The organism is Curtobacterium sp. MCLR17_054 (assembly GCF_003234335.2).
Classification (GTDB): Bacteria; Actinomycetota; Actinomycetes; order Actinomycetales; family Microbacteriaceae; genus Curtobacterium; species Curtobacterium flaccumfaciens.
Genome location: NZ_CP126263.1, coordinates 2,723,472 through 2,749,345, shown reverse-complemented (window position 1 = coordinate 2,749,345; position 25,874 = coordinate 2,723,472). Strand labels below are relative to the sequence as shown.

Sequence of the window (25,874 nt, the reverse complement as noted above, 5' to 3'; positions counted from 1 at the left end):
GCCGCGCGGCCGCGCGGGCGCGCGCTGCGCTTCGCGCGCGCCGCTGCGTCGCTGCGCTTCGCGCGCGCCGCTGCGCTTCGTGAGCAGGAATGGTCGGGTGGCCGTGCGGGACCCGACCATTCCTGCTCACGAAGTGACCGCCACGGCGCGCCCGGCCACGCCCGAACCTGTGAATCGTTGACCTCAACCAGGGTTCAGGTCATACGTTGGGTGGCAGCCGCCGAGTGACGGCAGCCCCTCCCGAAGGAACGACCACGATCACCATGCCCGACGAAGCACCGGCAACCATCGCCGACGCGTACAAGTCCGCCTTCCGCGGGCACCCTGCCGGCGTCGCCGTCATCACGGCCGAAGGCCCCGACGGACCGACCGGCCTCACCGCCTCGAGCGTCGCGAGCGTCGCCGTCGACCCGCCCGTGCTGGTCTTCTCGCTCTCGACGAACTCCGGCTCGGCCGGGGTCGTGCTCGGTGCGCCGCTGTTCGTCGTGCACCTGGTCGACTCCCTCGGGGTCGCACTGGCCAAGCGGTTCGCGTCGACCGGCAGCCCGGCCGCCGACGACCCGATCTGGGGCACGTTGCCGTCCGGCGACCGCTACCTGCCGAGTGCGGCGAGTGCGCTCCGCTGCCGACCACTGTCGACGACGCCCATCGGCAGCTCGACCGTCGTCGTGGCCGAGGTGCTCGACATCATCGTCGGCGCCGACCGCGGCGAGCCGCTGGTCTACCACAACCGGGAATTCCACTCCCTCACCGATCGTTCCCGGCTCTCGTGAGCCGCGGAGCCGCGTCCACAACCCACTGATCGAAAGGACCTCACATGGCTGAGTACACCCTGCCGGAACTGCCGTACGACTACGCCGCGCTCGAGCCGCACATCAGCGGCAAGATCATGCAGCTGCACCACGACAAGCACCACCAGGCCTACGTGACCGGTGCCAACACCGCGCTGCAGCAGCTCGGTGAGGCCCGTGAGTCCGGCAACTTCGGCGCGATCAACAAGCTCGAGAAGGACCTCGCGTTCCACCTCGGTGGTCACGTGAACCACTCGATCTTCTGGACCAACCTCGGCCCGGACACGAAGGTCCCCGAGGGCGAGCTCGCCGCGGCGATCGACGAGTTCTTCGGTTCGTTCGAGAAGTTCCAGGCGCAGTTCGCCGCCGTCGCGAACGGCATCCAGGGCTCCGGCTGGTCCGTGCTGGCATGGGACACCGTGGGCCAGAAGCTCACCACGTTCCAGCTCTTCGACCAGCAGGGAAACATCCCGTTCGGTCTCGTCCCGATCTTCATGCTCGACATGTGGGAGCACGCCTTCTACCTCGACTACCTGAACGTCAAGGCGGACTACGTCAAGGCCGTCTGGAACATCGTCGACTGGGAGAACGTCGCCGCTCGTTTCGAGAACGCGAAGTCGCAGCGGTTCGTCACGCTCTGATCCGCGTCGGCGGGTCACCACGGTGACCACCTGACGAACGGGAGGCACGGTGCCAGCTGGCACCGTGCCTCCCGTTCGTGGTCCGGGTCCCGTTCCGGGCCGTGCGCCGTCGCCGTGTCCCGTCGCCGGGTACGCGAGCGGTCCGCGATCGCGTGGGTGCGTGCGCTCAGCGCACGCGGTCTGCGGCGGCCGTGCTGGCTGCCAGGTCGTGGGCGATGCGACGCAGTGCAGCGTCGGCGTCGGTGTGCGCGCCGTCGACGAGCGCGCCCCACTGGGCTCCGCGGGCGGCCATGACCGTGTGCTGGGCCGCGCGTTCGGCGAGGACGGGGTCGGCGCCGTGTGCTCGGCACCAGGCCCGGACGGCGGCGACCTGGCAGCGGTGCGCGCGGCGCTGCCGGTCACGCCCGTCGAGGGACTCGACCGACCCGAGTTCGAAGGTGAGCCGTGCGGCCAGCGCACGGTGCGGGTCGTCGAGCCCGCCGAAGGTCGCGACCAGGTGGTCGGCGAGGGCGTCGGTGTCGGCGGCCGGGTCGAGTGCGGGCGCTCGGTGCGAGGTCGCGAGGTGTTCGACGACGGAGTCGATCAGGGCGTCGCGGGAGCCGAAGTGGTAGACGACCGGGTAGGCGCTCGTGCCGAGCACGCGGCCGAGGCCCCGGACCGTGACGTCCTCGATCTTGGTCTCGACGAAGTGGTCGACGACCTTCTCGAGGATCGCGGGTTTGCGGGTGGGGTCGGGCTTCCTGGGCATGGCATCTCCGTCGTCGGGGCGGTGGTCGCGCGACCGCCCACATACTAGCAGCCGGTATATCAGTGACACCATTGGTCGTTGTTTGCGATCTCTCCGCGAAACCTCCGTTTTCACCGATAGAAACGGAGAAAAACTCGGCTCCGGGTAGACTGTTGCGGATGTCCATGCCGTACGAGGGCGCTCTGCCGCCGTCACGGCCCGAGGGGACCCGCGCCGGACGGGTGGTCGCGGGCCGTCGTCGCGGCGCCGGAAAACGCTTCCTGGTCGTCGGCGACGTCCTGGACGGCGTCCTCGTGCACACCACCGCGCACCGGATCGGGGTGCACGACCCTGCCGCGGAGATCCGCCACCGGCCGACCGGTGCCGGTGGCAACACGGCCACGTGGCTGGGCTGGCTCGGGGCCGAGGTCGACGTCGTCGCCCGGGTCGGGGTCGACGACGTGTACCGCCACGAGCGCGCGCTCGAGGACGCCGGGGTCCGCGCCCACCTGCGGTACGACGCGATGACGTCCACCGGGGTCGTCGTCTCGGTCCGCAACGACCACGGTCGCACCGCGATGTCGGACCCCGCCGCGAGTGGGAAGATCAGTGCCGCCGACGTCCCGCCGTCGGTGGTCGCCCGCGCCGACATCGTGCACCTGACCGGGGCCGCCATGCTCGGCGGCGGTGCCGACCGGCTCGCCGACCTCGTGGCGTGCGCCCGGACCGGCCCGGCGCGCGTGGCGGTGGACCCCTCGTCGGTGGCGGTGATCGAGACGATCGGTGCCGACCGGTTCCTCGAGGCCCTGCGGGGCGTCGACGTGCTCTTCCCCGACCAGCACGAGGCGCTCGCCCTCGCCGGGGGTGACGACCTCGACGCCGCGGTTCGTCGGCTCACCGAGCACGTCCCACTGGTCGTCGTCACGGCCGGGGCCGACGGCGCGCTCATCGGGCGCCGGGGCCGCAGCGTCCACCGGGTCCCCGCGACACCGGCGACCGTCGTCGACACCATCGGGGCCGGGGACGCCTTCGTCGCCGGGTTCGTCCGTGCGTGGGCGACGGATCCGGTCCGCGTCGGTGCGGCAGCCCGCGAGGGCACCCGGGTCGCCGCGCGGGCACTCGGCTTCGTGGGCGGTCGACCGCCGGTCTGAGCTGACGGGTACCCGCGTGGTGCCGTCGGGTCAGCGCGCCGTCAGATCAGCGCTCGGACGGTTCAGCGCTCCGTCAGATCAACGCTCCGACGGTTCAGCGACGACGTTCAGGGTCTGGACGCGCCCCGCGGCGGCGGGCGCGAGCCGGATCTCGACGCGCAGCCGCCCGCAGGTGCCGGGGAGCCACCAGCGCAGGTGCGACGGCGCCGCCGAGTACTCGGACACCGGCGCGGCACCGAGGTCGGCACCGACGTCCGCGACGGCCTGCGCCACAGCCCGCCGCCGTCGGTCGTACGGCACGTCCATCGCCACGTTGGGTGTGCAGATCGCGTCCGCCAGGTCGTCCCGCCAGTCGGCCAGGAGGCGCGTCACGGCGGCTTGCGCGGCTCGCGTCGCGCGGGTGGTCGCCACCACCCCGGTGCTCGCTCCGGTCATGTCGGTGCTGGCTCCCGGCGCGTCGGGTGTGTGGGCCGTCAGCGCCGCGTCGAGCACGAGGTCGTGCGCCTGCTGGGCGACCGCGGAGACCTTGGCCTGCGTGGCGTTCTCGAACGCGACGACCCCCAGGCCGTCGCGCACGGACCACCGCATGTGCGCGGAGAAGCCCGGGTAGCCGCCGGAATGCGAGACGAGCTCGCCGAAGCGGTCGTCCTGCTCGACGAACAGCCCGAAACCGTACGCCGTCGCGCGGGCCGAACCCGGGACGACGGACGACGGGACGACCCGCATCGCCTGCTGCATGAGCCGGCGGTCAGCGGGGGAGACCGGGCCGGGTTCCGGCGCGGCGGAGAACGCCGAACCGAGGTGTGTCGCCCAGCGCGCCAGGTCACGCACGGTCGAGAAGAGCCCGCCGATCGACGAGAAGGCACCGGGGCCGGTCATCGGCAGGGGTTCCCAGTCGCCCTCGTGTCCGCGGACACCGGTGACCACGAAGCCGGTCGACTCGGCGGCGCTGAACACCGTGTCGGTGAGGCCGAGGGGGCGGAGCACGATCTCACTGGCGGCAGCGGTGAAGGGCTGCCCCGTCACGGCGGCGACGACCCGGCCGAGCAGCGCGTAGCCGAGGTTCGAGTAGGCGAAGCGGGTGCCCGGCAGCGAGTCGAACAGCAGGCCGCCGCGCAGGACCTCGTCGAGCTCGGCGTCCGAGATCGACTCCTGCCGGTCGGCCCAGGGATCGTCGGTGGGGAACCCGGCCGACATCGTCAGCAGCATCCGCACCGTGGGGACGGGGGAGTCCGGGGTCGGCAGGGTGACGGCGCAGAAGGCCGGCACGAAGTCGGTGATCGGCGCGTCGAGGTCGAGCGCACCCCGGGCGACGAGGGTCAGCAGGGTCGCGGCGGTGACGCTCTTGGTGCAGGAGGCGATGCGGTACACGGTGTCGGCGTCCGGTCGCCGGCCGTCCCCGCGGTCGCCGTGCCCGCCGGACGCGACGAGGCCGGAGCGGTCGAACACGCCCCACACGCTGCTCGGCGCGATGCCCTGTTCGACGCGAGCACGGAACAGCTCGTCGACCTGGTCGACGACCGCAGCGATCGCGGGGTGCGACCCGGTCACGAGCGCCGCATCCGTTCGTAGGCGTCGAGCGCCCGCTGCCGCGACGCCTTCAGGTCGACCATCGGCTCGGGCCGCAGCTCGTCGGCGGGGACCCAGCGGTGGACGTACTCGCGGTGCGGGTCGAAGCGCTCGAGTTGCCGATCGGGGTTGAAGACCCGGAAGTACGGGGCGGCGTCGAAGCCGGAGCCCGCGACCCACTGCCAGTTCGCCGCGTTGTTGGCGGGGTCGGCGTCGACCAGGGTGTCCCAGAACCACTGCTCCCCGACGCGCCAGTCGACGAGCAGGTTCTTCACGAGGAAGCTGCCGGCGGCCAGCCGCACCCGGTTGTGCATGGCGCCGCTGTGCCAGAGCTCGCGCATGCCCGCGTCCACCAGGTCGAAGCCGGTCAGGCCCTGCCGCCAGCGGTCGAGCTCGGCCGCTTCCGGATCACGCCACGGGAACGCGTCGAAGTTCCGTCGGACGTTGACGGTGGCGATGTCGTCGCAGTGGAAGTACTCGTTCCAGTTGAACTCGCGCCACGCCAGCTGCCGGAGGAACGCGGCGGCGTTCTGGCGCTGCGCAGGCTCGAGCCGCTCGTGCAGGCGGTGCCACACCTGGTACGGGCTGATCTCGCCCCACCGCAGGAACGGCGACAGGCTGCTGGTGGCCTCCATCGCGGGTTCGTCGCGCTGGTCGTAGTCCTCGAGCGCGTGCTCGACGAAGTGCTCGAGCTGCTGCTGCGCGCCGTGCTCGCCCGGGGTCCAGGCGTCACGGAGGCCGCCGGCCCAGTCGGGCTTCGTCGGCAGCAGTGCCCAGTCGGCCAGCGCATCACCCGTGACGTCGGCCGGAGCGGGCAGGTCGTCGGGGTCGGGCAGGGGATGGCGCGGTTCGGGCAGCGCCTGGACGGCGTTCCAGAACGGGGTGAAGACCTTGTACGGCTCGCCCTGCCCGGTGAGCACGGTCCACGGTTCCCAGAGCAGGTTCGCGGCGAAGCTGTGCGCCTCGACGCCACGGTCGTGCAGGGCCGTCTTGATGCCGGCGTCGATGTCCCGCTCGACGGCGCCGTACCGACGGTTCCAGTACACGGCGTCCGCCCCGGTGTCGGCGACGAGCTGGTCGATCGCCGTCGCCGCGGCACCGCGCCGGAGGACCAGCCGGGAACCCCGCTCGCGCAGGTCGGCATCGAGGGCGGTCAGGGACTGGTGCAGCCACCAGCGGCTCGCGGCACCGATCGGACGGAGCCCGGGGGACTGCTCGTCGAGGACGACCACCACCGTGACGTCGCCACCGTGGTCGATCGCCGCACGGAGCGCCGGGTTGTCCGACAGCCGCAGGTCGTCACGGAGCCAGACGATCGCGCCGGTCACACCGTTGCCGCATCCGCAGCGGCCACCGGGCGGGCCGTCGACCGCCGGCTCGGTGCCGTGCCGACCGCCAGCCGGAGCTTCGTGCAGAGTTCGGTGAGGGTGCGGAGTTCGGGGTCGGACAGTCCGGCGCCGACCTGTTGCGCGATGCTCGCCGCGTGCTGCACGGCGACCTGGCGGTAGACGTCGAAGCCGTGCGGGGTCAGTGCCACGATCACGCCGCGGGCGTCGGTGGGGTCCGGCTGCTTCTCGACGATGCCGCGGGCGAGCAGCCGGTCGACCAGGCGGCTGACGCTCGGCTGGGTGAGGAGCAGGTGCCCGGTGAGGTCGCGCATGCGGCAGCGGCGGCCGGGCTGGGTCGACAGGTTGAAGCAGACGTCGTACTCGTTGAACGAGATCTCGTCGCCGGGGAAGTCCGCGTTGAGACTCCGCATCACGGCGACCTGGGCGCGGAAGAGCGCTTCCCAGGCGGCGACCGCGGTCGCCTTCTCACTGCGGCGTGTCTCGCTCACGTTCGCGTTCCCTCCGGTCGTACGGTCTGACCACACTACCGACGGGGTCCGACAGGAGCCGGGCGACATGCACGAGGGCCGGCCGCCTGTCGGCGACCGGCCCTCTCCCTTGCACCAAGAGTTTCCTGCAATCACATTCCACAGGCGGTGCCACAGCAAACACCGTCTGCACCACCGACTGTATAACGAAGCGGTAACGGCGCGCCAGCCTCTCCGGGGCCGGTTCGCTGCGAGTTCACCAAGAGCAGCCGATCAGGCTCAGAAGAGGTCGGGCGACGGGGTCGACGCGTACCGCACGGCGACGTCCGCGTGCCGGTCGAAGCGGTAGCCGACGCCGCGCACGGTACGGACGATCTCCTCGAACGCGCCGAGCTTCGAGCGGAGCCGACGCACGTGCACGTCGATGGTGCGCTCGTTCGGTGTCTCGTCCTCGCCGTCCGACCAGAGGCCGTCGATGATCGCGGACCGGTCGACGGTCTGGCCCTCGCGGAGGACCAGGAACTGCAGGAGCTCGAACTCCTTGTAGGTCAGGGGTGCCGCTTCGCCGTCGAGGGTCACGCGCTTCCGCGAGATGTCGATGACGACACCGGTCTCCTCGGGCTCGGGCTTCTCAGCCTGCTTGCGGGCGGCCACCGCGGAGCGGTCCTGCAGGGCGAGCCGGACGACGTCGACGTCCCGGCCACCGGAGTGCTCGGCGGCGACGGCGACGGCTGCATACGTCTCGGAAGACGGGACGAGCTGCGCGGTGAGGGCCTTGAGCTGCTCGACCACCGCGGCCAGGGTCGTGCCGGCGGCGGCGGCCTTCGCTTCGTCGATGCCGACGTACAGGGCGAAGCCGCGGGCCTCGGTGCCCTCGGGGAGCGCGCGGTTCCGCTGCGGTGCGACCACGGGGCTCGTCGGCACGGTGGCCGGTCCGGTCGCCGCCGGGGAGGCCGGGCGCGGACGGATCGGGGTGACGGTGCCGAGGTCGGTCGGGGCCGGTGCGGAGCGGAGCGCGGTGCGGGGCTGGGCGATGGTGAGCGACATGGTGGTTCTCCGGGCGGTGTGGCCGGTGCGCGGGTGGCGCGGCGGCCGGTGTCGAATGCGTCATCCCGGGTACGGCGGTACGCCGATGTGCCCTGCGGTCCCGCTGCGGACCGGGGCCGACCCGGGGGAACGGGAGACAGACCTCGTGGCGTGGTGCGCGTCGCCGACGGTGTCCGTCACCCGGGGATCACGCGCTCGCGACGGGGGTGGTGTCGCGGGGGATCCGGCTGGAACGGGTGCCGATCAGGCACACATTCGACAACGCATGACCGGCATGGTCGGCATCATCACGCCGACGGTCCCCACTGCCCCTGCGGAGGAGCACGCCTCGGAGAGGACGCGGGTGGACACGGTTGCAGTCATGTGACGAGTATCTGCGGTATACCAACGCGGTGTCAACCGTCCGCGCGGACGGTGCGGTGGGCGCGACCGCACGGGCGTCGAGCGCCACGCCCGTTCTTTCCCATTACGCCTGCGATGGAAAGTCGAATCGGGCGTACCGGGTGGAAAGAACCGACCGGGTACGCCCGGAACGACCTGGTACGCCCGGTACGCCCGGAACGATCTGGTACGCCAGGAACGACCGGGTACGCCCGGAACGACCTGGTACGCCCGGAACGGGCGGGTGCGGTGGGCGCGACCGCACGGACGACAGGAGGCGCGGTGCCAGCTGGCACCGCGCCTCCTGTCCGTGACGTATCGGGTCTGCGCTACTCGGCCAGGCCGTAGAGCCGGTCGCCGGCGTCGCCGAGGCCCGGGACGATGTACCCGTTCTCGTCGAGCTTCTCGTCGAGCGCACCGAGGACGATCGAGACGTTGCGGTCGCCGACGGCCTGCTCGACCATGGCGAGCCCCTCGGGGGCGCCGAGGATGCACACGCACGTGATCTCCTGCGCACCGCGGGCGAACAGGAAGTCGATCGCGGCGGCGAGGGTGCCACCGGTGGCGAGCATCGGGTCGAGCACGAAGCACTGCCGCCCGGACAGGTCGTCGGGCAGGCGCTCGGCGTAGGTCTGCGGCTCGAGCGTCTCCTCGTTGCGGGCCATGCCGAGGAAGCCGACCTCGGCCGTCGGGACGAGCTTGACCATGCCCTCGAGCATGCCGAGCCCGGCGCGGAGGATCGGGACGACGAGCGGCCGCGGCTTGGCGATCGCGACGCCCATGGTGTGCGCCACCGGCGTGTCGATCGGCGTCGCCGTGACCCGGACGCCCCGCGTGGCCTCGTACGCGAGGAGCGTGACGAGCTCCTCGGTCAGGGCGCGGAACGTGGGGGAGGGCGTCGTACGGTCGCGGAGCACCGAGAGCTTGTGGGTGATGAGCGGGTGGTCGGCGACGTGGACTCGCATAGGGTCGAGCCTAGCGTGCCGTCGACCGTCAGGAGGTCCCGTGGAGGAGCCCGCAGCCCGCCCGTTCGTCCCGGCGATGGAGCGCGCGCTCGACGAGGCTCGACGGTGCCTGGAGACCGACGACGTCCCGGTCGGCGCGGTGGTGCTCGACCGTGACGGCGTGGTGGTCGCCACCGGCCGGAACGAGCGCGAGGCACGACAGGACCCGACGGCCCACGCCGAGGTCCTCGCGCTGCGTGCTGCAGCGGCGGTGACGGGGGACTGGCACCTCGAGGAGCACACGCTCGTGGTGACGCTCGAGCCCTGCCCGATGTGCGCCGGCGCCGTCATGGCCGCGCGGGTGCCCCGGGTCGTGTTCGGCGCGTGGGACCCGAAGGCGGGCGCCAGCGGCAGCGTCTACGACATCGCCAGGGACCGCCGGCTGCCGCACCGCTCCGAGGTCATCGGGGGCGTGCTCGAGCAGGCGTGTGCCGAGTTGCTCGACGGCTTCTTCAGTCCGCGGCGAGGATGACGATCGCCTCGGTGGGCGGCTGCGGCCCGGTGCGCAGGACGTCCGGTTCGACGTAGATCACCCGGGCGATCGGCACGGCGCTCCGGACCCGCTGCTCGACGGTGTCGATGCCGGCGGCGACGTCACCGAGTCGGCGGTCCCCGTCGACGGCGACCTTCACGCCGACCATCAGCTCGTCCGGTCCGAGGCACAGGGTCTTCAGGTGGATGATCGCGTCGACCTCGGGGCCGTCGAGCACCGCCTGCTTGATGCGCTCGACGTCGGCGGCGGTCGCGCCCTCGCCGACGAGCAGGCTCTTCGTCTCGATGCCGAGCACCACGGCGACCGCGATGAGCAGCGCCGCGATGAGCATGGTGCCGATCGCGTCGAACACCCCGTTGCCGGTGATCGCCGTCAGGCCGACGCCGAACAGGGCGAAGACCAGGCCGAGCAGGGCCGCGGTGTCCTCGAGCATCACGACCGGCAGCTCCGGGGCCTTCGCACGGCGGACGAACTGCACCCAGCTCTGCGAACCCTTCTGCGGTCGGGCCTCGTTCAGGGCGGTGCGGAGCGAGAAACCCTCGAGCCCGATGGCGATGACGAGCACCACCAGGGGGAGCCACCAGTTCTCGAGCGGGTGCGGGTGGGCGAGCTTCTCGATGCCCTCGTAGAGCGAGAACACACCGCCGACCGAGAACAGGATGATGGAGACGACGAACGCGTAGACGTAGCGTTCACGCCCGTAGCCGAACGGGTGCTCCTGGTCCGCCGCTCGCCGGGCCTTCCGGCCACCGAGCAGCAGGAGGAGCTGGTTCGCGGAGTCGGCCAGGGAGTGCACGCCCTCGGCCAGCATCGACGCCGATCCGCTGATCGCCGCCGCGATGAACTTCACGATCGCGATGCCGATGTTGGCACCGAGTGCGGCGAAGATCGCCTTCGTGCCTCCGGAAGCGCTCACAGCTGTCCCCTTCTCGTGGTCTGCGACACGATCCTAGGCGGGTGGCGTCGGTAGGGTCGGGAGCATGACGATCGACCTGCCCCGCACCGCCCTGCTCGGCGTCGGCTCCATGTCCGGCGCGGTCCTCGACGGCCTGCTCGCCGCGGGACTCGACCCGGCCACCGTGACCCTCACCACGAAGTCCGAGGCGTCCGCTGCTGCCCACCGGGAGCGCGGTCTCGACGCCACCGCGAGCGACACCGACCCCGACGCCAACCGGTCGGCCGTCCGTGGTGCGGCCATCGTCGTCGTCGGCGTGAAGCCGTACATGATCGCGGACCTGCTCGACGAGGTCGCCGACGACCTGGAACCCGGCGCCGTCCTGGTCAGCGTCGCCGTCGGCACCACCACCGCGAGCATGGAGGCACGGGTGCCCGCCGGCGTCCGCGTCGTCCGTGCCCTGCCGAACACCCCGATCGGCGTCGGCCAGGGCATCACCGGCATCAGCGCGGGCACCTCGGCCGACGCCGAGGCCGTCGCGCTGTCGGCGTCGGTGTTCACCGCCTCGGGCGAGGTCATCGAGGTGCCGGAGTCGCAGCTCGACGCGCTGTCCGCCGTGTCCGGTTCCGGTCCCGCCTACGTCTTCCTGCTGGTCGAGCAGTGGCAGCGTGCCGCCGAGGAGCTCGGGTTCACCCACGAGCAGGCGGCGACGATGGTGCAGGGCACCGTCCGCGGCGCGGTCGAGCTGCTCGAGCGGTCGGGCCGTGAGCCCGCCGACCTGCGCCGCGCGGTGACGAGCCCGAAGGGCACGACGGAGCGGGCCGTCGCGGTGCTGCAGGACGCGGACCTGGCGGACACGCTGCTGCGCGCGTCGCGTGCCGCGATCGCGCGTGCCGAGGAGATCGCCGCGTCGTAGACGCACACCGCGTCGTGGACGCAGCCACAGTGCGGACGGGAGGCCCGGGGCGACGCCGCCACGGGCCTCCCGTCCGTCCGGTGGTCGTTACTCGTACGCGGCGAAGCGCTCCAGGTCGGTCTCGGAACCCGAGACGATGATGACGTCGTCCTCACCGATGACGCTGTCCGGCGTCGCCGGCACGAACGGGCTGCCGGGCGGCTTGATGCCGAGCACGGTCAGGCCGAAGCGGGTGCGGATCACGGTGGTGGCGAGGTCCTTGCCGCGGACCGCGCGCGGCGGGAACATCTTGACCACGGCGAAGTCGTCGTCGAACTCGATGAAGTCGAGCATCCGGCCGGAGACCAGGTGTGCCGTGCGCTCGCCGGCCTCGCGCTCGGGGTAGACGACGTGGTTGGCGCCGATGCGGGACAGGATCGTGCCGTGCGAGCGGCTGATCGCCTTCGCCCAGATCTGCGGGACGCCGAGGTCGACCAGGTTCGCCGTGATCAGGACGCTCGACTCCAGGTCGCTGCCCGTGCCGACGACGGCGATGGCGAAGTCCTGCGCGCCGATCTGCCGGAGCGCGTCGATGTCGGTCGCGTCCGCCTGCACCGCGTGGGTGACCCGGTCGGACCACTTCTGCACCAGTCCGGCGTCGGTGTCGACGACGAGCACCTCGCGGTCCTGGCGCTCGAGCTGGCCGGCGGTGGCGGCCCCGAAGCGCCCGAGCCCGATGACCAGGACGGGGGCGTCGTGACTGATGGCACCGTGCTGGTGCGACGAACGGGTGCGGTCAGCCAACGATCGGCCTCTCCTCGGGACGGCGGAACAGTTGCCGGCTCTGGCTGGCGGCCAGGGCAGCGGCGATGGTCACTGTACCGACCCGGCCGAGGAACATGGTGGCGGCGAGCACGTACTTGCCCGGTTCCGGCAGGTCCGCGGACACGCCGGAGGACAGCCCACTGGTCGAGAACGCCGAGATCACCTCGAACAGCACCCGGTCGAGCGAGTCGTCGGTGATCTGCAGGAGCACCACGGTCGCGACGGCCACGATCGTCGCCCCCCAGAGCACGATGGCCACGGCGACCCGCAGGACGTCGCTCGGGATCCGGCGACCGAAGGCCTCCATGCTCTGGCGACCGCGGGCCTCGGCGACCGCGGCCAGGAACAGCACTGCGAGGGTCGTCACCTTGATGCCGCCGGCCGTCGAGGCGGATCCGCCACCGATGAACATGAGCATGTCGGTGACGAGCAGGCTCGAGCCGTTGAGCTGGTCGAAGTCGACGAGCGAGAAGCCTCCCGAGCGGGTCATCGTCGACAGGAAGAGTGCCTGGAACGCGGTGCGCCCGGCTCCTTCTTCGCCGAAGGTCGTCGGGTTCGACGCCTCGAGTGCGGTGTAGACGACCGCACCGCCGAGGAGCAGGATCGCGCTCGTCGCCAGGGTGAGCTTGACGTGGATCGGCCAGCGCCGCGGGGTGCGCAGCTGCTTCGTCAGGGCACGGATCACCGGGAACCCGATGGACCCCGCCACGACACCGATCATGAGCAGCGTCAGGAACCAGTAGTCGTGGGCGAACGGGTCGAGACCGTCGGCATTCGGTGAGAACCCGGTGTTCGTGAAGGCCATCGCCGCGTAGTAGAAGGAGTCGCCGACCGCGGTCCAGAACGGGATGCCGGCGATGAGCACCGACGGCAGGAGCAGCAGGCCGAGGACGATCTCGATCGACAGCGTGCTCACCGCCACGGTCGCGAGCAGGGTGCCGACCTCGCCGAGCCGGACGGCCTGCCCCTCGGGTACGGCGCCGTGGTGGGTGCGGAGCGGGTTCGAGTCGCCGGCTGCCATGAGCTTCGCGCGCAGGCCGAGCTTGCGGGTGACGAACAGGCCGAGGATCGACGCGAAGGTCAGGACACCGACGGCGCCGATCTGGGTGCCGATGACCACCAGGACCTTGCCGAACACCGACCAGTGCGTCGCCATGTCGACCGTGGACAGCCCGGTGACACAGACCACCGACGCCGCGGTGAACAGGGCGTCCGCGAAGTGGGTGCTGCTGCGGTCCGCGGTGGCCCACGGCGTCATGAAGAGCACCGTGAACAGGAAGATCAGCGCGATGAACACCACGATCGCCAGTCGAGACGGCGACGAGCGCAGCACCGTCGCGATCCGGCTCGCTCGCCGTCGGCCGACACTCACGTGGTGCGGGATCGGCTCGGTTCGGTCGAGCATGCGTATGCCTCCGAAGACATGGGCCGGGACGGTTCGTCATGGTACATCCGTGGTGCCCCGGCTAGCCTTGCCCCATGGCCGACATCTTCTCCGTCGTGGCGGACCCGACCCGGCGCGAGCTGCTCGGCACGCTGTTGTCCGCCTACGGTTCGGACGTCACCGGCGGGGAGCTCAGCGTCGGCCAGCTCGTCGAACGCCTCGGGGTCAGCCAGCCCACGGTGTCGAAGCACCTGCGTGTCCTGCGCGACATCGGGCTCGTCACCAGTCGCGAAGAAGGGCAGCACCGCTACTACCGGCTCGACCCGGAGCCGCTCGTGCACCTGGAGGACTGGGTCCTGCCGTTCACGGGCGCGGTCGACGCCGACGGCACCCCGGCCACCACCGCGTGGACGCCGGACGGCCAGCCGGTGTCGATCCGCCGGAACGGCACGGCCGGCAAAGCGACGGTGGAGGTGGGCACCGAGCTCGGTCGTGTGATGGCCGAGGCGTCGTACCGGGCGACCGCGGCGATCTCCGGCGCGCAGCAGGGCTGGGAGCGCGTCGTCGACCGCAGCCGCAAGCGCTTCACCCGCCGGGGCGACGAGGACTGAGCCCTGCCGCTCGGGCTTCCGAGCACGGGGCGGCGCCGGTGCACGCGGCGCGGACTGATCCTGGACACCGGGTCGCACACGCCTCTACAGTTGCCACTGACCACACAGGTCACACCACTCCCGTGCGCAGCGCGCGTGCGAGCCCCGAAGGCGGACCATGACCGGCAGTTTCGACGACGTGCGCTTCCTCACCGTCGCTGAGGTCGCCGAGATGATGCGCGTCTCGAAGATGACCGTGTACCGGATGGTGCACGCCGGTGAGCTCCCCGCCATCCGCTTCGGCCGTTCCTTCCGCGTCCCCGAGTCAGCCGTCGCCGACGTGCTGCGCGGTGGCGTGGCGGACGTCGGCTGAGCGCGCGTTCGACATCCCAGCGGGCAGCCGGTAGACTCGGGCAGGTTGATTTTCCGCGGTCTCTTCGGCCCGGTGTCCGTACATCAGCATCAGTCCGAGCGAGGTCCACATGGGTTCTGTCATCAAGAAGCGTCGTAAGCGCATGGCGAAGAAGAAGCACCGCAAGCTCCTTCGCAAGACGCGTCACCAGCGACGTAACAAGAAGTAGACCCTCACAGGTCTGCGCAGGTCGGAGGACCTGCACGAGAAGCCCCGGTTCGCCGGGGCTTTCGCGTTCCCGGACTACGCTGGGACCATGCCCGCAGTGACGTTCCTGACGAAGCCCGGATGCCACCTCTGCGACGACGCCCGACCCGTGGTCGAACGCGTCGTCGCCGACCACCCGGGGGTCACCCTGCAGGAACGCTCGATCCTCGACGACGACGCCCTCCGCCAGGAGTACGCGGAGGACATCCCCGTCGTGCTGATCGACGGGCGCGTCCACAGCAACTGGCACGTCGACGCCGACCGGCTCGCACGTGCGCTCGAGAAGGCCGAGGCCCGCGCATGATCTCCCACGTCGTCTCCTGGTCCCTGCGGACCGACCTCGACCGCACCGCGTCGATCGCCCGCATCCGCGAACTCCTGACCGGTCTGGTCGGCACCGTCGAGTCGATCCGGTCGCTCGAGGTCGTCGAGAACGTCGCCTACCCGGACAAGAACCACGACGTCGCCGTCGTCGCCAGCTTCGACGACCTCGCCGGGCTCGACGCGTACCAGGTGCACCCGGAGCACCAGGCCGCGGCAGCGGAGATCCGCGAACTGGTCACGGCGCGGGCCGCTATCGACTGGCAGAGCTGAGCCGAGCCTCCCGTCCCGCCCCCGGCGCTGCGTGCGCTGCGTGCGTCCAGTGAGCAGAAAAGGTCGCCTCCGATTTCCGGAGGCGACCTTTTCTGCTCACTCGCTGGTGACTACGGGGTCAGGCGCGTCGGGCCACGGAACAGGTAGGTGACCTCGCGGATCGACGGCTCACCGAGCATCAGCATCAGCACGCGTGCGAGGCCCATGCCGAAGCCGCCGTGCGGCGGGACGCCGTAGCGGAAGAAGTCGAGGTACCAGCCGAGCTCCTCCGGGTCGAGGCCCTTCTCGACGGCCTGCGCCTCGAGCACGTCGACGCGGTGCTCACGCTGGGCACCCGTGGAGATCTCGGCACCGTTGAAGATGAGGTCGTAGCTGTTGGTGACCGACGGGTCGCCCGGCTTCCGCATGTGGTAGTACGGCCGGATCGAGGCGTCGTACTCCGTGACGAACACGAACTCGGAGCCGTGGTGCTCCTTCGCCCAGGCGGCGACGCGGCGCTCGCCCTCGGGGTCCAGGTCACCGTCGGCGCGGACGACGTCGTAGCCGCTGTCGGCGACGATCTTGCGCGCGTCGGCCAGGGTCACGCGCGGGAACGGCGTCGCAGGGACCTGCAGCTCGAAGCCGAAGACCTCCGCGATGTCCTTGCCGTACTTCTCCTTGACGGCGGTGATGCCGGCGACCAGGACCTCTTCGTGCATCGCCATGACGTCCTCGTGGGACTCGATCCACGAGAACTCGGCGTCGACGCTGGTGAACTCGGTGGCGTGGCGGCTCGTGAAGGACGGGTCGGCGCGGAAGGCGTCCGCGATCTCGAACACGGCACCGAAGCCGGCCGGCTGCGCCATCTGCTTGAAGTTCTGCGGCGACTGGGCCAGGTAGGCGGTCGTCTCGAAGTACTCGAGCTGGAACAGCTCGGCGCGTGACTCGGACGCCGACGCCATGAGCTTCGGGGTGTGGATCTCGATGTAGTCGCGGTCGACCCAGTACGTGCGGAACGCGTGCTCCAGCGTCGTCTGGATCCGGAAGATCAGGTTCTGCTTGCGGTTGCGCAGGTCGAGGAAGCGCCAGTCGAGACGCTTGTCGAGCGACGAGTCGTCGGCGATCGGGGTCTCCGGGATCGCGGCGCTCACCACCTGCAGCGCACCGATCTTGACCTCGAGCCCGCCGAGCTTCACGCGCTCGTCGTGCTTCAGCGTGCCGGTGACGTGCACGAAGGTGCCGTGCGCCAGGCCGGAGATCTCGTTGGTGGTCGCGAGGGCGGACTGTGCGGCGTCGTCGCCGTCCTCGGCCTCACGCGTCGCCGGGTTCACGAGCTGGACGGCGCCGGTCTCGTCGCGCAGCACGACGAACTGCACCTTCTTCTGGTCTCGGACGGTCTCGACCCATCCGGCCACGGAGACGGGACCGTCGGGGAGGGCTGCCAGGTCGGCGATGCGGGTGCGTTCGATCACGGTGGTCGAGTCTAACCGCCTGCGTCCGGGGGCGTGGGCAGCAGGGTTCTTCCCTCCACAGGGCCGCCTGCGTCCGGCGTTCTCCACCGATGGCCGGGAGGCCCGTGGCGGCCTGCGTGGGATCCGTAGCGTTCTCGACGTGGCCGGGTCGCGGGACGAGAGGGGGACCGGGTGGGGACGGAGACGGGGAGCTCGCGGCCTGGCCGCCTGCGGCGGTCGCGGTGGTGGTGGCTGCGCTCTGCACGGCGGCGTTCACGCTGCTCGTGGCGGTCGTCGGTGGGCTGTGGGCGGTCATCCGGTGGCGGCGGGACGTCGCGCGGGAGCAACGGGACCGCTACTGGGCGCGGTTGACCGTGGTGTTCGACCTGATCACCGCGGCCGAGGTCGGGCGTCGCGAGATCGGCCGGAACCTGGCACAGGCGATGTACGACATGCAGAAAGTGCCTGCCGGAGAAGAACCCGCTGCAAGGGTGTTGGCGGAACTGTTCATCGAGAAGAGGAGACAGTGATGACGACTCGTCTGCGCCGTGCCTGGCGAGAGCTGGTGCGGAAGGAAGACGCGGTTCCCTCGGAGCGGCCGTACATCGGTCCTGCGCCCGGCGAGAGCATGTGGGACTGGGCGCAACGTGGGGCGATCGACTGGCAGCTCCACGTGGAAGAGGGGGAGCTCAAGCTCGAACTCGAGCGGCAGCGCATGCGCGCCAGGGTGCTCGCCGAGGACACCGCGTCATCAGGGGAGCGACGCGCGGAGTGACCCGAGCGTGCCGATGAACTCCTCGGCCATGCCGGCCCGCTCGACGAGCTTGGCGTGGCGGGCACGGGCGTCCTCGAGGTACGCGTCGAGGCGGGCTGCCAGTGCCGGCTCGTCCTCGGGGTCCTTCGTCGCGAGGGCGTCGACCACGCGGAGCAGCTCGGCCATCTCGTCGAGCGTGAACCCGAGCGGCTTCATCCGGCGGATCACGAGCAACCGTTCGAGGTCCTGCGCCGTGTAGACCCGGAACCCGCCGGTGGTGCGGCCGCTCGGCACGAGCAGCCCGACCTCGTCGTAGTGCCGGATCGTGCGCAGGGACATGCCGGCGCGGTCGGCGAGCTCGCCGATGTGCATCGTGTCGGGGGCGTCGCTGGTGCTCACGGCGTACGACTCTACCCTCACGTGAGGGTAGAGTTCCGATCGATGTCCGTGATCACACACGCGCCGACGGCCCCGAGCGTCCTCGCCGCCCTCCGCTCGCCCCGCATGCTCACCCGAGAGGTCCTGGCCGGCATCGTCACCGCGCTGGCCCTCATCCCCGAGGCGATCTCGTTCTCCGTCGTCGCCGGGGTCGATCCCGCGGTCGGCCTGTTCTCGAGCGTCGTCATCGCGATCGTGATCTCGATCGTCGGTGGTCGCCCCGCGATGATCTCCGCCGCAGCCGGCTCGGTGGCGCTCGTCATCGCCCCGCTCGTCCGGGAGCACGGGATCGAGTGCCTGGTGCCCGCGATCGTCCTGGGCGGCGTGTTCCAGCTCGTGCTCGGGTTCCTCGGGGTGGCACGGCTGATGCGCTTCATCCCGCGCAGCGTCAACGTCGCGTTCGTGAACGCCCTGGCCATCCTCATCTTCACCGCCCAGCTGCCGAACCTGCTCGGCGACGACGTGCCGTTCATCGTCTGGCCGCTGACGGCGCTCGGCATCGCGATCATCGTCGGCTTCCCGTTCCTGACGAAGGCGATCCCCGCACCGCTCATCGCGGTCGTCGTCGTCACCGGCATCACGATGGTGTTCAGCGTCGCCGTGCCGACGGTGGGCGACGAGGGCGAACTGCCGACGGCGCTCCCGGGCTTCGGCGGGATCACGACGCCGTTCACCTTCGAGACGCTGCAGATCATCGCTCCGTACGCGTTCGGTGTCGCGATCGTCGGGCTGATCGAGACCCTGCTCACCGCGCAGCTCGTCGACTCCATCACGGAGACGGGCTCGAGCAAGTGGCGCGAGTCGTGGGGCCAGGGCGTCGCGAACATCGCGTCCGCCTTCTTCGGTGGGACCGGCGGCTGCGCGATGATCGGCCAGACGGTGATCAACGTGAAGACCGCGGGTGCCCGGACCCGCGTCTCGACCTTCGCGGCCGGTGTCTCGGTGCTGGTCCTGACGATCGTGCTCCACGACCTCGTGGCCCAGATCCCGATGGCGGCACTGACGGCGGTCATGCTCATGGTCTGCGTCGCGACCTTCGACTGGCACAGCATCCGACCGCGCACCCTCCGACGGATGCCGCTCGGCGAGACCGCGGTCATGCTCGTCACCGTCGTGGTGGTCGTCGTGACCGAGAACCTCGCGACCGGGGTGCTCGTCGGTGTGGTCGTGGCGGCCCTGGTCTTCGCCCGACGGGTGGCGCACGTGGTGACCGTGGTGCGCGAGCCGGTCGACGACCGCACCGTGCGGTACCGGGTCCGCGGGGCGCTGTTCTTCGCCTCGTCGAACGACCTCGTCACGCGGTTCTCCTACGCCGAGGACCCGGAGCACGTGATCATCGACCTGGCCGACGCCCACGTGTTCGACGCGTCCACGGTCGCGGCGCTCGACGGGGTCGAACAGCGGTTCGCGAAGCACGGGTCGACCGTCGAGGTGGTGAACCTCGACACGGGGTCGATCGCGCTGCACGGGCGGCTCTCCGGTGAGCTCGGCGGCTGAGTGCTTCCGCATCCGGTGAATCACCTGAGGGGGCGGTGGGAACCGCGGGCGACCTACACTGGAACCCATGCCCGCGACCCGTCTCCACCTCGTCCGGCACGGAGAGGTGCACAACCCGGGCCGCGTCCTCTACGGCCGGCTCCCGGGCTTCGGGCTGAGTGACCTCGGCACGCGGATGGCGCAGGCCTCCGCGACCGCCTGGAAGGACGCCGGCGTCGACGTGCGTCGGATCGTCGCGTCCCCGCTGCAGCGCACGCAGGAGTCCGCCGCACCCTGGTCGGCCGCCTACGGGCTCGACGTGACGCTCGACGAGCGCCTGATCGAACCGACGAACCGCTACGAGGGGCAGCCCCCCGGGTTCACGAAGCGCTCGCTCGGCCGCCCGGCGGAGTGGCCGTGGATCGCGAACCCGCTGCGTCCCAGCTGGGGCGAGGCGTACGAGTCGATCGCCAACCGCATGCTCGCGGCGATGACCACGGCGTGGGAGAGCGTGGACGAGGGCGACGTCGTCCTGGTCAGCCACCAGCTGCCGATCTGGATGGTCCACCGGAAGCTCGCGGGGGAGCCCCTGTGGCACGACCCGCGCAAGCGCCGCTGTGACCTGTCGAGCATCACCACCGTCGAACGTGTGCCCGCCACGTCGACCGGTCGGTTCACCGAGGTCGGGTACGCGGACCCCGCGCAGGAACTGCGCGCGACCGCCGTCGACGAAGGAGCAGTGTGAACAGCACGAAGCGTGTGGGCGTCATCAGCAAGCGGTTCGCGGTCCTCGCAGCGACGGCCGTCGCCGCCGTGCTCGTCCTGTCCGGTTGCTCGTCGGACAGCGGCGGCATCGCGAAGCAGTACGGCAACGGCACGACGCAGAACTACATCTCCGGTGACGGTGCCGTGACCGAGGTCTCCGCGAAGGACCGCACCGACCCGGTCACCTTCCGGGCCGAGGACTCGAACGGTGACACGGTCTCGTCGAAGGACCTCCGCGGCAAGGTCGTCGTCCTGAACTTCTGGTACGCCAGCTGCCCCCCGTGCCGTGCCGAGGCGAAGTACCTCAACAAGGTGCACGACGAGTACGCCGACGCCGACGACGTCGCGTTCATCGGTGTCAACGTCCGCGACGAAGCAGCGACCGCGGCCGCCTTCGAGCGCACCTTCGACGTGCAGTACCCGACCGTCCTCGACCAGCGCACGGGCACGATGCAGCTCGCGATGTCCGGGCAGATCGCACCGAACGCGGTGCCGGCCACGATCGTCCTCGACACCAAGGGTCGCGTGGCCGCCCGGGTCCTCGGCGCGATCGACGGCACGAGCATCCTGCAGACCCTGGTCAGCGACGAGCTCGACGCCGGCAAGGCCTCCTGACCCGTGACATCCAACCCCTTCGCCGACGCGATCCTGAGCGGCCAGATGGCCGTCGCGCTGCCCGTGGCGGCGCTCGCCGGGCTCGTGTCGTTCCTGTCCCCGTGCGTGCTGCCGCTCGTGCCGGGGTACCTCGGGTACGTCGGCGGTGTCGCCGAGGGCGGGCAGCGTCGGGGTCGTGTGGTGCTCGGCGTGCTGCTGTTCATCGCCGGGTTCACCGCGGTGTTCGTGGCGTACACGACGGTGTTCGGCGCGCTCGGCTTCTGGCTCGTGCGGTGGCGCGACCTCATCACGCAGATCCTCGGGGTCGTCGTGATCGCGATGGGCCTGGTGTTCGTCGGTCGGTTCACCTTCCTGCAGCGCACCATCAAGCCCAGCTGGACCCCGGCCACCGGGCTCCTCGGCGCCCCCCTGCTCGGCATCGTGTTCGGCCTCGGCTGGACCCCGTGCCTCGGCCCGACCCTGGCGGCCATCAACCTGCTCAGCGTCCAGTCGGGCAGCGCCTGGCAGGGCATGTGGCTCGGGGTGGCGTACTGCCTCGGGCTCGGCATCCCGTTCGTCCTCGTCGCCCTCGGCGCCGGCTGGGCCACGGGGGCCATCGCGGCGGTGAAGCGTCACATGCGCACCGTCAACATCATCGGAGGAGCGATCCTGATCGTCATCGGTCTGCTCATGGTCACCGGTATCTGGTCGGCCGTCATGTCGAGCGTCGGGGCGGTGATCCAGAGCTTTGTCCCCGCGGTCTGACCGGAACGAGCACATCCCGACGGGCGCAGGCGACGGGGCCGACAGCGCCTCCGACCCGCAGCGACCGTCCGACCACGTCGACGGCTCCGGCCCCACCGACGGTGGCATCAACCAGCCGAAGCTCGGCTTCGTCGGGTACCTCCGCTTCTTCTGGCGGCAGCTGACGAGCATGCGCACGGCGCTGTTCCTGCTCATGCTGCTCGCCCTCGCGGCCATCCCGGGCTCCCTTGTCCCGCAGCGCACCGCCGACCCGAACGGCGTCGTGCAGTACAAGGCGGACCACCCGCAGCTCTACCCGGTCCTCGACAAGCTGCAGGTCTTCGACACCTACACCTCGGTGTGGTTCTCCGCGATCTACCTGCTGCTCTTCATCTCGCTCATCGGCTGCATCGTGCCCCGCACGAAGCACCACTGGCAGGCACTGCGGACCCGTCCGCCGAAGACCCCCGCGCGCCTGACGCGACTGGCGGGCTTCCGCACGGTGGCGGTGCAGCCGGACGCGATGATCGACGGGACGACCGGGATCGACGCGACCACGGGCCTCCCGTCCGCCGAGCACGCGGTGACGCGCGCGATGGCGATCCTGAAGCGGTCCGGGTACCGCGTCGAGCGGTTCGGCGACTCGGTGAGCGCGGAGCGCGGCTACCTGCGCGAGACCGGCAACCTGGTGTTCCACGCGGCTCTCGTCGGGGTGCTCCTGGCGGTCGGTGTCGGTGGCGGCTTCGGCTTCACCGGACAGCGCCTGCTGGTGGAGGGCCAGACCTTCTCGAACGTGCTCGGGTCGTACGACTCGTTCAACCCCGGGCGCTGGTTCCAGCAGACCGACCTCAAGGGCTACAACCTCCGGCTCGACAAGTTCGTGACGAAGTACGAGGAGCGCAACCTCGACGCCCTCGGGCAGGCGCTCGACTACTCGGCCACGGTCACGAGCACCGAGAAGGGCGGCGAGCCGAAGACGAGCCGCCTCGGCGTGAACGATCCGCTGCACGTCGGCGGCACCAACGTCTACCTGCTCGGCAACGGCTACGCGATGCAGGTCACGGTGCGCGACGGCGACGGCAACGTGGCCTTCAAGGACGTCGTGCCGTTCCTGCCGGAGGATGCGAACTACACCTCCACCGGCGTCATCAAGGTGCCGGACGCGAAGCCGGACCAGCTCGGCATGGTCGGGTTCTTCTACCCCACGGCATCGAAGCTCGCGAGCGGCGCCTACTCGAGTGCCTACCCGGACACCCAGAACCCGCTGCTGACGCTGCAGGTCTACACGGGCGACCTCGGGCTCGACAGCGGAGTCCCGCAGAGCGTGTACACGCTCAGCACCAAGGGGCTCGACCAGATCGCCGGTCGGCAGTCGGACACCGCGAGCATCGCGCTGAAGCCCGGCCAGACGAAGAAGCTCCCCGAAGGTGCCGGATCGATCACGTTCGACGGCGTCAAGCGGTACGTCTCCCTCGACGTCCACCACGACCCCTCGCAGCTCTGGGTGGGCGGGTTCGCCCTGCTCTCCACCCTCGGCCTGCTCACCTCGCTGTTCGTCCCGCGCCGTCGCGTCTGGGTGAAGGTCGTCCCGCGCAAGGACACGGCGGGCGGCGAGTACGACCTCGAGTACGCCGGACTCGCACGCGGCGAGGACCCGAACCTCGAACGGGCCGTCGCGGACATCGCACAGCGCCACACGTCGGACCTCGGAGTTAGGATGCCCCAGTGAACGACATGACCACGAACCTCGCGACCTACTCGGTCGTGCTCACGTACTCCGCGATGGCGGTGTACGTGGTCGCGTTCATCTCGTTCGCCCTCGACATGGCCAAACGCTCCGGCGACGTCACGGCCGCCGCGAAGAACGCGGGCGCAGACGACAGCTCGGCCGACGCGGCCAGCGCTGCGGCAGCACCCGGTGCGAAGACGGTCGCGACCGTCCGCGGCGGCACCGTCGTGCTCGAGCAGGTCGCCGCACCGCCGTCGGGCGGTTCCGCCGGCCGCGGCACGAAGTTCGAGCGCGTCGGCATGGCGATGACGATCCTCGCGCTCGTCCTGCACGTCGCCTCGGTCGTCCTCCGCGGCGTCGCGGCCGACCGTGTGCCGTGGGGCAACATGTTCGAGTTCTCGCTGACCGGCACGGCGCTGATCACCCTGATCTTCCTGCTCGTGCAGTTCTGGCAGAACCTGAAGTTCCTCGGTGTCTTCATCACGGGCCTGACGATCATCCTGCTCGGCATCGCGACCGTGAACTACTGGGTCCCCGTCGTCCCGCTGCAGCCGGCCCTGCAGTCGTACTGGCTGGTCATCCACGTCTTCGTGGCGATCGCCGGCACCGGGTTCTTCGCGCTCGGCGCGGGGCTCGCGGTGGCGCAGCTCGTGCAGACGTACCGCCAGGGCCGCACGGCCTCCGGCAAGCTCCGCTTCATGGCGACGCTGCCCGACGCCGACCGGCTCGAGGTCCTGACCTACCGCGTCCTGCTCGTCGGCTTCGTCCTCTGGACGTTCACGCTCATCGCCGGTGCGATCTGGGCCGAGCGCGCCTGGGGCCGCTACTGGGGCTGGGACACGAAAGAGGTCTGGACCTTCATCATCTGGGTCGTCTACGCGGGCTACATCCACGCTCGTGCGACCCGTGGCTGGCGCGGTGCGCGGTCGTCCTGGCTGGCCCTCATCGGCTTCGCTGCGGTGATGTTCAACTTCTCGGTCGTGAACGTCTTCTTCAAGGGCCTGCACAGCTACTCGGGTCTGTGAGCCGCGCGGGTCGCTGACGCGGCCCTGGTCGCGACCACGACCGGACAGGAGGCACGGTGCCAGCTGGCACCGTGCCTCCCGTCCGTCGTCCGGGGTTCGTCGAGAGCCGCGACCGGTCCGGCGGACCCCGCCAGCGGTCACGACATGCCGTGTGCGGAGCGGCGTGGTCGCACGAACCGTCGTTCCGGGGCCGTCCGAACGACGGAACGGGAGACCTCGGCGAACGCGAGTGGCGTGTCGGGCACCCTCGACGGACCCGACCGAGCGGCGGCGCGCTACCCGGCGGCGAGCAGCGCGTGCACGCGGGCCACCCGCTCGCGCCACCACGCCGTGCGCTCCGGCGACGCGGCGTAGCGCTCGACCTGCGCCGCAGCGACGTCGACGCGGCGCACCGGCACCCGACCGCCGACCGGCAGCAGCGGATCGGCCGTGACGTCCCCGGCGAACATGGCCGCCGTCCCGAGCCCGGCGGCGTACCCGGGCGTCATCGCCGCGGCGGCCAGGAACGCTCCCATCCCGAGCCCGACCGAGGTGTCGAGCGCGCTGGAGACGACGCACGGCAGCCCGGCGTCGGCGATGACGGCACGGGCCGCGGTGATCCCGCCGAGCGGCTGGGCCTTCACGACCAGGACGTCGGCGGCACCGGCCCGGGCGACGGCGAGGGGGTCGCTCGCCTTCCGGACGCTCTCGTCCGCGGCGACCCGGACGCCGAGGCCGGCGAGCCGCGACCGGAGCTCCGCGAGCTCGGGCACCGTCGCGCAGGGCTGCTCGGCGTACTGCAGGTCGAACGGTGCGAGCCGCTCCAGCGCCGCGGTGGCCTGCTCCACGCTCCACAGCCCGTTCGCGTCGACCCGGACCGCGGCCTCGGGCCCCATCACCCGGCGGACCGCGGCGACACGGGCGACGTCGTCGTCGACGGTCGTGCCGGGCTCCGCGACCTTGACCTTGGCCGTCGTGCAGCCGGGGTACCGCGCGAGCAGGTCGGCGACGTCGTCGGCGGCGACCGCGGGGACGGTGGCGTTGACCGGCACGGAGTCGGCGGCGGGTTCGTGGTCCGTCCACCCGAAGTCGAGGGTGGCCCGTAGCCAGGCGGCGGCCTCGGCGTCGTCGTACTCGACGAACGGCGAGAACTCGGTCCAGCCGGCGGGACCGCGCAGCACGAGCGCCTCGCGCGTGGTGATGCCGCGGAACCGCACCCGCATGGGCAGGGCCACCACGTGGGCGTCGGCGAGGAGGTCGGCGAGGTCGGGGAGCACGTCCGCCATCCTCCCACCGCACCCAGGGGGCCCGCCGGTTCCTCGGAGGGGACCGCCAGGGCAGGGCACTAGCATGCATCGGTCGGCCTCGGTCGGCAGGGGAACGACCCGGAACGAGGGAGGCTCGGTGGCGGTGGATCCGCGGCAGCGCGCAGCACAGCAGCGCGCATCGCAGCGCCCGTCCGACCCGTCGAGCGCCGGAGCGGCACGCCCGGTAGCATCGGCTCGTCCGGCAGCTGCA

30 protein-coding genes are annotated in these 25,874 nt (G+C 71.0%); 18 read left to right on the top strand and 12 right to left on the bottom strand.

Features of this window, described 5'->3' with window-relative positions:
• The first annotated feature begins 263 nt into the window (after positions 1-263).
• Positions 264-773, top strand: a complete 510-nt coding sequence (locus DEJ08_RS12990) for a flavin reductase family protein (protein WP_027466322.1) — start codon at positions 264-266, stop codon at positions 771-773.
• A gap of 44 nt (positions 774-817) precedes the next feature.
• Positions 818-1,432 carry a superoxide dismutase gene (locus DEJ08_RS12985; protein WP_027466323.1) on the top strand — a complete coding sequence of 205 codons (615 nt, stop codon included), beginning with the start codon at positions 818-820 and terminating at the stop codon, positions 1,430-1,432.
• Between the two features lie 166 nt (positions 1,433-1,598).
• On the opposite strand, the gene DEJ08_RS12980 is transcribed toward DEJ08_RS12985, so the two are convergent.
• On the bottom strand, positions 1,599-2,180 hold the full coding sequence (locus DEJ08_RS12980) for a TetR/AcrR family transcriptional regulator (RefSeq protein WP_071406286.1): 582 nt from the start codon (positions 2,178-2,180) through the stop codon (positions 1,599-1,601).
• Between the two features lie 158 nt (positions 2,181-2,338).
• Between DEJ08_RS12980 and DEJ08_RS12975 the strand changes: the two genes are divergently transcribed.
• Entirely contained in the window at positions 2,339-3,310 is a 972-nt protein-coding gene (locus tag DEJ08_RS12975; RefSeq protein ID WP_111032020.1) for a carbohydrate kinase family protein, read from the top strand.
• Between the two features lie 78 nt (positions 3,311-3,388).
• On the opposite strand, the gene DEJ08_RS12970 is transcribed toward DEJ08_RS12975, so the two are convergent.
• From DEJ08_RS12970 to upp, 5 genes are all read right to left on the bottom strand, one after another.
• The gene (locus DEJ08_RS12970) at positions 3,389-4,861 is read right to left on the bottom strand and encodes a serine hydrolase domain-containing protein (protein WP_181438971.1); all 1,473 of its coding nucleotides are present in this window, start codon (positions 4,859-4,861) and stop codon (positions 3,389-3,391) included.
• A complete protein-coding gene (locus DEJ08_RS12965; protein WP_111038123.1) occupies positions 4,858-6,207 on the bottom strand; it encodes a cryptochrome/photolyase family protein in 1,350 nt (449 codons plus the stop codon). The genes DEJ08_RS12970 and DEJ08_RS12965 overlap by 4 nt, the downstream gene beginning before the upstream one ends.
• On the bottom strand, positions 6,204-6,716 hold the full coding sequence (locus DEJ08_RS12960; protein WP_171907864.1) for a MarR family winged helix-turn-helix transcriptional regulator: 513 nt from the start codon (positions 6,714-6,716) through the stop codon (positions 6,204-6,206). Before DEJ08_RS12960 ends, DEJ08_RS12965 begins: the two co-directional genes overlap by 4 nt.
• Before the next feature lie 258 nt (positions 6,717-6,974).
• Positions 6,975-7,742 (bottom strand): winged helix-turn-helix domain-containing protein, encoded by a 768-nt coding sequence (locus DEJ08_RS12955; protein WP_111029368.1) that lies wholly within the window; start codon positions 7,740-7,742, stop codon positions 6,975-6,977.
• 710 nt (positions 7,743-8,452) lie between these two features.
• Positions 8,453-9,088 (bottom strand): uracil phosphoribosyltransferase, encoded by a 636-nt coding sequence (upp, locus tag DEJ08_RS12950; protein ID WP_071406290.1) that lies wholly within the window; start codon positions 9,086-9,088, stop codon positions 8,453-8,455.
• A 76-nt stretch (positions 9,089-9,164) separates the two neighbouring features.
• On the opposite strand from upp, the gene DEJ08_RS12945 reads away from it, so the two are divergent.
• On the top strand, positions 9,165-9,599 hold the full coding sequence (locus tag DEJ08_RS12945; RefSeq protein WP_111054420.1) for a nucleoside deaminase: 435 nt from the start codon (positions 9,165-9,167) through the stop codon (positions 9,597-9,599).
• Here DEJ08_RS12945 and DEJ08_RS12940 read toward each other — a convergent pair.
• A complete protein-coding gene (locus tag DEJ08_RS12940) occupies positions 9,580-10,536 on the bottom strand; it encodes a cation diffusion facilitator family transporter (RefSeq protein WP_111054375.1) in 957 nt (318 codons plus the stop codon). The genes DEJ08_RS12945 and DEJ08_RS12940 overlap by 20 nt on opposite strands.
• 64 nt (positions 10,537-10,600) lie before the next feature.
• On the opposite strand from DEJ08_RS12940, the gene proC reads away from it, so the two are divergent.
• Positions 10,601-11,431 (top strand): pyrroline-5-carboxylate reductase, encoded by an 831-nt coding sequence (proC, locus tag DEJ08_RS12935; protein ID WP_111054374.1) that lies wholly within the window; start codon positions 10,601-10,603, stop codon positions 11,429-11,431.
• Positions 11,432-11,518: 87 nt separating this feature from the next.
• Here proC and DEJ08_RS12930 read toward each other — a convergent pair whose 3' ends face one another.
• Positions 11,519-12,214, bottom strand: coding sequence for a potassium channel family protein (locus tag DEJ08_RS12930; protein WP_217499818.1), 696 nt, complete (start codon positions 12,212-12,214; stop codon positions 11,519-11,521).
• On the bottom strand, positions 12,207-13,640 hold the full coding sequence (locus tag DEJ08_RS12925) for a TrkH family potassium uptake protein (RefSeq protein WP_071406293.1): 1,434 nt from the start codon (positions 13,638-13,640) through the stop codon (positions 12,207-12,209). Before DEJ08_RS12925 ends, DEJ08_RS12930 begins: the two co-directional genes overlap by 8 nt.
• A gap of 74 nt (positions 13,641-13,714) precedes the next feature.
• On the opposite strand from DEJ08_RS12925, the gene DEJ08_RS12920 reads away from it, so the two are divergent.
• From DEJ08_RS12920 to DEJ08_RS12900, 5 genes are all read left to right on the top strand, one after another.
• Entirely contained in the window at positions 13,715-14,230 is a 516-nt protein-coding gene (locus tag DEJ08_RS12920; RefSeq protein WP_051596885.1) for an ArsR/SmtB family transcription factor, read from the top strand.
• A 157-nt stretch (positions 14,231-14,387) separates the two neighbouring features.
• Complete coding sequence (locus DEJ08_RS12915; protein WP_017888579.1) at positions 14,388-14,582, top strand: helix-turn-helix domain-containing protein; 195 nt, start codon at positions 14,388-14,390, stop codon at positions 14,580-14,582.
• A 109-nt stretch (positions 14,583-14,691) separates the two neighbouring features.
• The gene (locus DEJ08_RS12910; protein WP_003792170.1) at positions 14,692-14,790 is read left to right on the top strand and encodes a 30S ribosomal protein bS22; all 99 of its coding nucleotides are present in this window, start codon (positions 14,692-14,694) and stop codon (positions 14,788-14,790) included.
• Between the two features lie 87 nt (positions 14,791-14,877).
• Positions 14,878-15,132: a glutaredoxin family protein gene (locus tag DEJ08_RS12905; protein WP_071247435.1), complete on the top strand. Its 255-nt coding sequence runs from the start codon at positions 14,878-14,880 to the stop codon at positions 15,130-15,132.
• The gene (locus DEJ08_RS12900; protein ID WP_111038117.1) at positions 15,129-15,422 is read left to right on the top strand and encodes a Dabb family protein; all 294 of its coding nucleotides are present in this window, start codon (positions 15,129-15,131) and stop codon (positions 15,420-15,422) included. The genes DEJ08_RS12905 and DEJ08_RS12900 overlap by 4 nt, the downstream gene beginning before the upstream one ends.
• A 110-nt stretch (positions 15,423-15,532) precedes the next feature.
• Here the strand turns inward: DEJ08_RS12900 and aspS are convergent, their stop codons facing one another.
• A complete protein-coding gene (aspS, locus tag DEJ08_RS12895) occupies positions 15,533-16,873 on the bottom strand; it encodes an aspartate--tRNA(Asn) ligase (RefSeq protein ID WP_027466337.1) in 1,341 nt (446 codons plus the stop codon).
• A gap of 263 nt (positions 16,874-17,136) precedes the next feature.
• On the opposite strand from aspS, the gene DEJ08_RS12890 reads away from it, so the two are divergent.
• Together DEJ08_RS12890 and DEJ08_RS12885 are read left to right on the top strand one after the other, a co-directional pair.
• Complete coding sequence (locus DEJ08_RS12890; protein ID WP_259532172.1) at positions 17,137-17,382, top strand: hypothetical protein; 246 nt, start codon at positions 17,137-17,139, stop codon at positions 17,380-17,382.
• Complete coding sequence (locus DEJ08_RS12885; protein WP_111054373.1) at positions 17,382-17,627, top strand: hypothetical protein; 246 nt, start codon at positions 17,382-17,384, stop codon at positions 17,625-17,627. Before DEJ08_RS12890 ends, DEJ08_RS12885 begins: the two co-directional genes overlap by 1 nt.
• Here the strand turns inward: DEJ08_RS12885 and DEJ08_RS12880 are convergent.
• On the bottom strand, positions 17,604-17,978 hold the full coding sequence (locus DEJ08_RS12880; RefSeq protein WP_071247893.1) for a MerR family transcriptional regulator: 375 nt from the start codon (positions 17,976-17,978) through the stop codon (positions 17,604-17,606). The two genes, DEJ08_RS12885 and DEJ08_RS12880, sit on opposite strands and share 24 nt — an antisense overlap.
• A 69-nt stretch (positions 17,979-18,047) precedes the next feature.
• On the opposite strand from DEJ08_RS12880, the gene DEJ08_RS12875 reads away from it, so the two are divergent.
• The 6 genes from DEJ08_RS12875 to ccsB all read left to right on the top strand — a co-directional run bounded on the left by DEJ08_RS12875 (position 18,048) and on the right by ccsB (position 24,377).
• Positions 18,048-19,541: a SulP family inorganic anion transporter gene (locus DEJ08_RS12875; protein ID WP_111054372.1), complete on the top strand. Its 1,494-nt coding sequence runs from the start codon at positions 18,048-18,050 to the stop codon at positions 19,539-19,541.
• A gap of 67 nt (positions 19,542-19,608) precedes the next feature.
• On the top strand, positions 19,609-20,265 hold the full coding sequence (locus tag DEJ08_RS12870; protein ID WP_111038113.1) for a histidine phosphatase family protein: 657 nt from the start codon (positions 19,609-19,611) through the stop codon (positions 20,263-20,265).
• Entirely contained in the window at positions 20,262-20,900 is a 639-nt protein-coding gene (locus DEJ08_RS12865; protein WP_258367038.1) for a TlpA family protein disulfide reductase, read from the top strand. Before DEJ08_RS12870 ends, DEJ08_RS12865 begins: the two co-directional genes overlap by 4 nt.
• A 45-nt stretch (positions 20,901-20,945) precedes the next feature.
• The gene (locus DEJ08_RS12860; protein ID WP_071247888.1) at positions 20,946-21,644 is read left to right on the top strand and encodes a cytochrome c biogenesis CcdA family protein; all 699 of its coding nucleotides are present in this window, start codon (positions 20,946-20,948) and stop codon (positions 21,642-21,644) included.
• Complete coding sequence (resB, locus tag DEJ08_RS12855) at positions 21,628-23,352, top strand: cytochrome c biogenesis protein ResB (RefSeq protein WP_258367037.1); 1,725 nt, start codon at positions 21,628-21,630, stop codon at positions 23,350-23,352. Before DEJ08_RS12860 ends, resB begins: the two co-directional genes overlap by 17 nt.
• 5 nt (positions 23,353-23,357) lie before the next feature.
• A complete protein-coding gene (gene ccsB, locus DEJ08_RS12850) occupies positions 23,358-24,377 on the top strand; it encodes a c-type cytochrome biogenesis protein CcsB (RefSeq protein ID WP_111054418.1) in 1,020 nt (339 codons plus the stop codon).
• Positions 24,378-24,652: 275 nt separating this feature from the next.
• Here ccsB and DEJ08_RS12845 read toward each other — a convergent pair whose 3' ends face one another.
• Positions 24,653-25,642: an o-succinylbenzoate synthase gene (locus tag DEJ08_RS12845; protein ID WP_111054371.1), complete on the bottom strand. Its 990-nt coding sequence runs from the start codon at positions 25,640-25,642 to the stop codon at positions 24,653-24,655.
• Between the last annotated feature and the right edge of the window lie 232 nt (positions 25,643-25,874).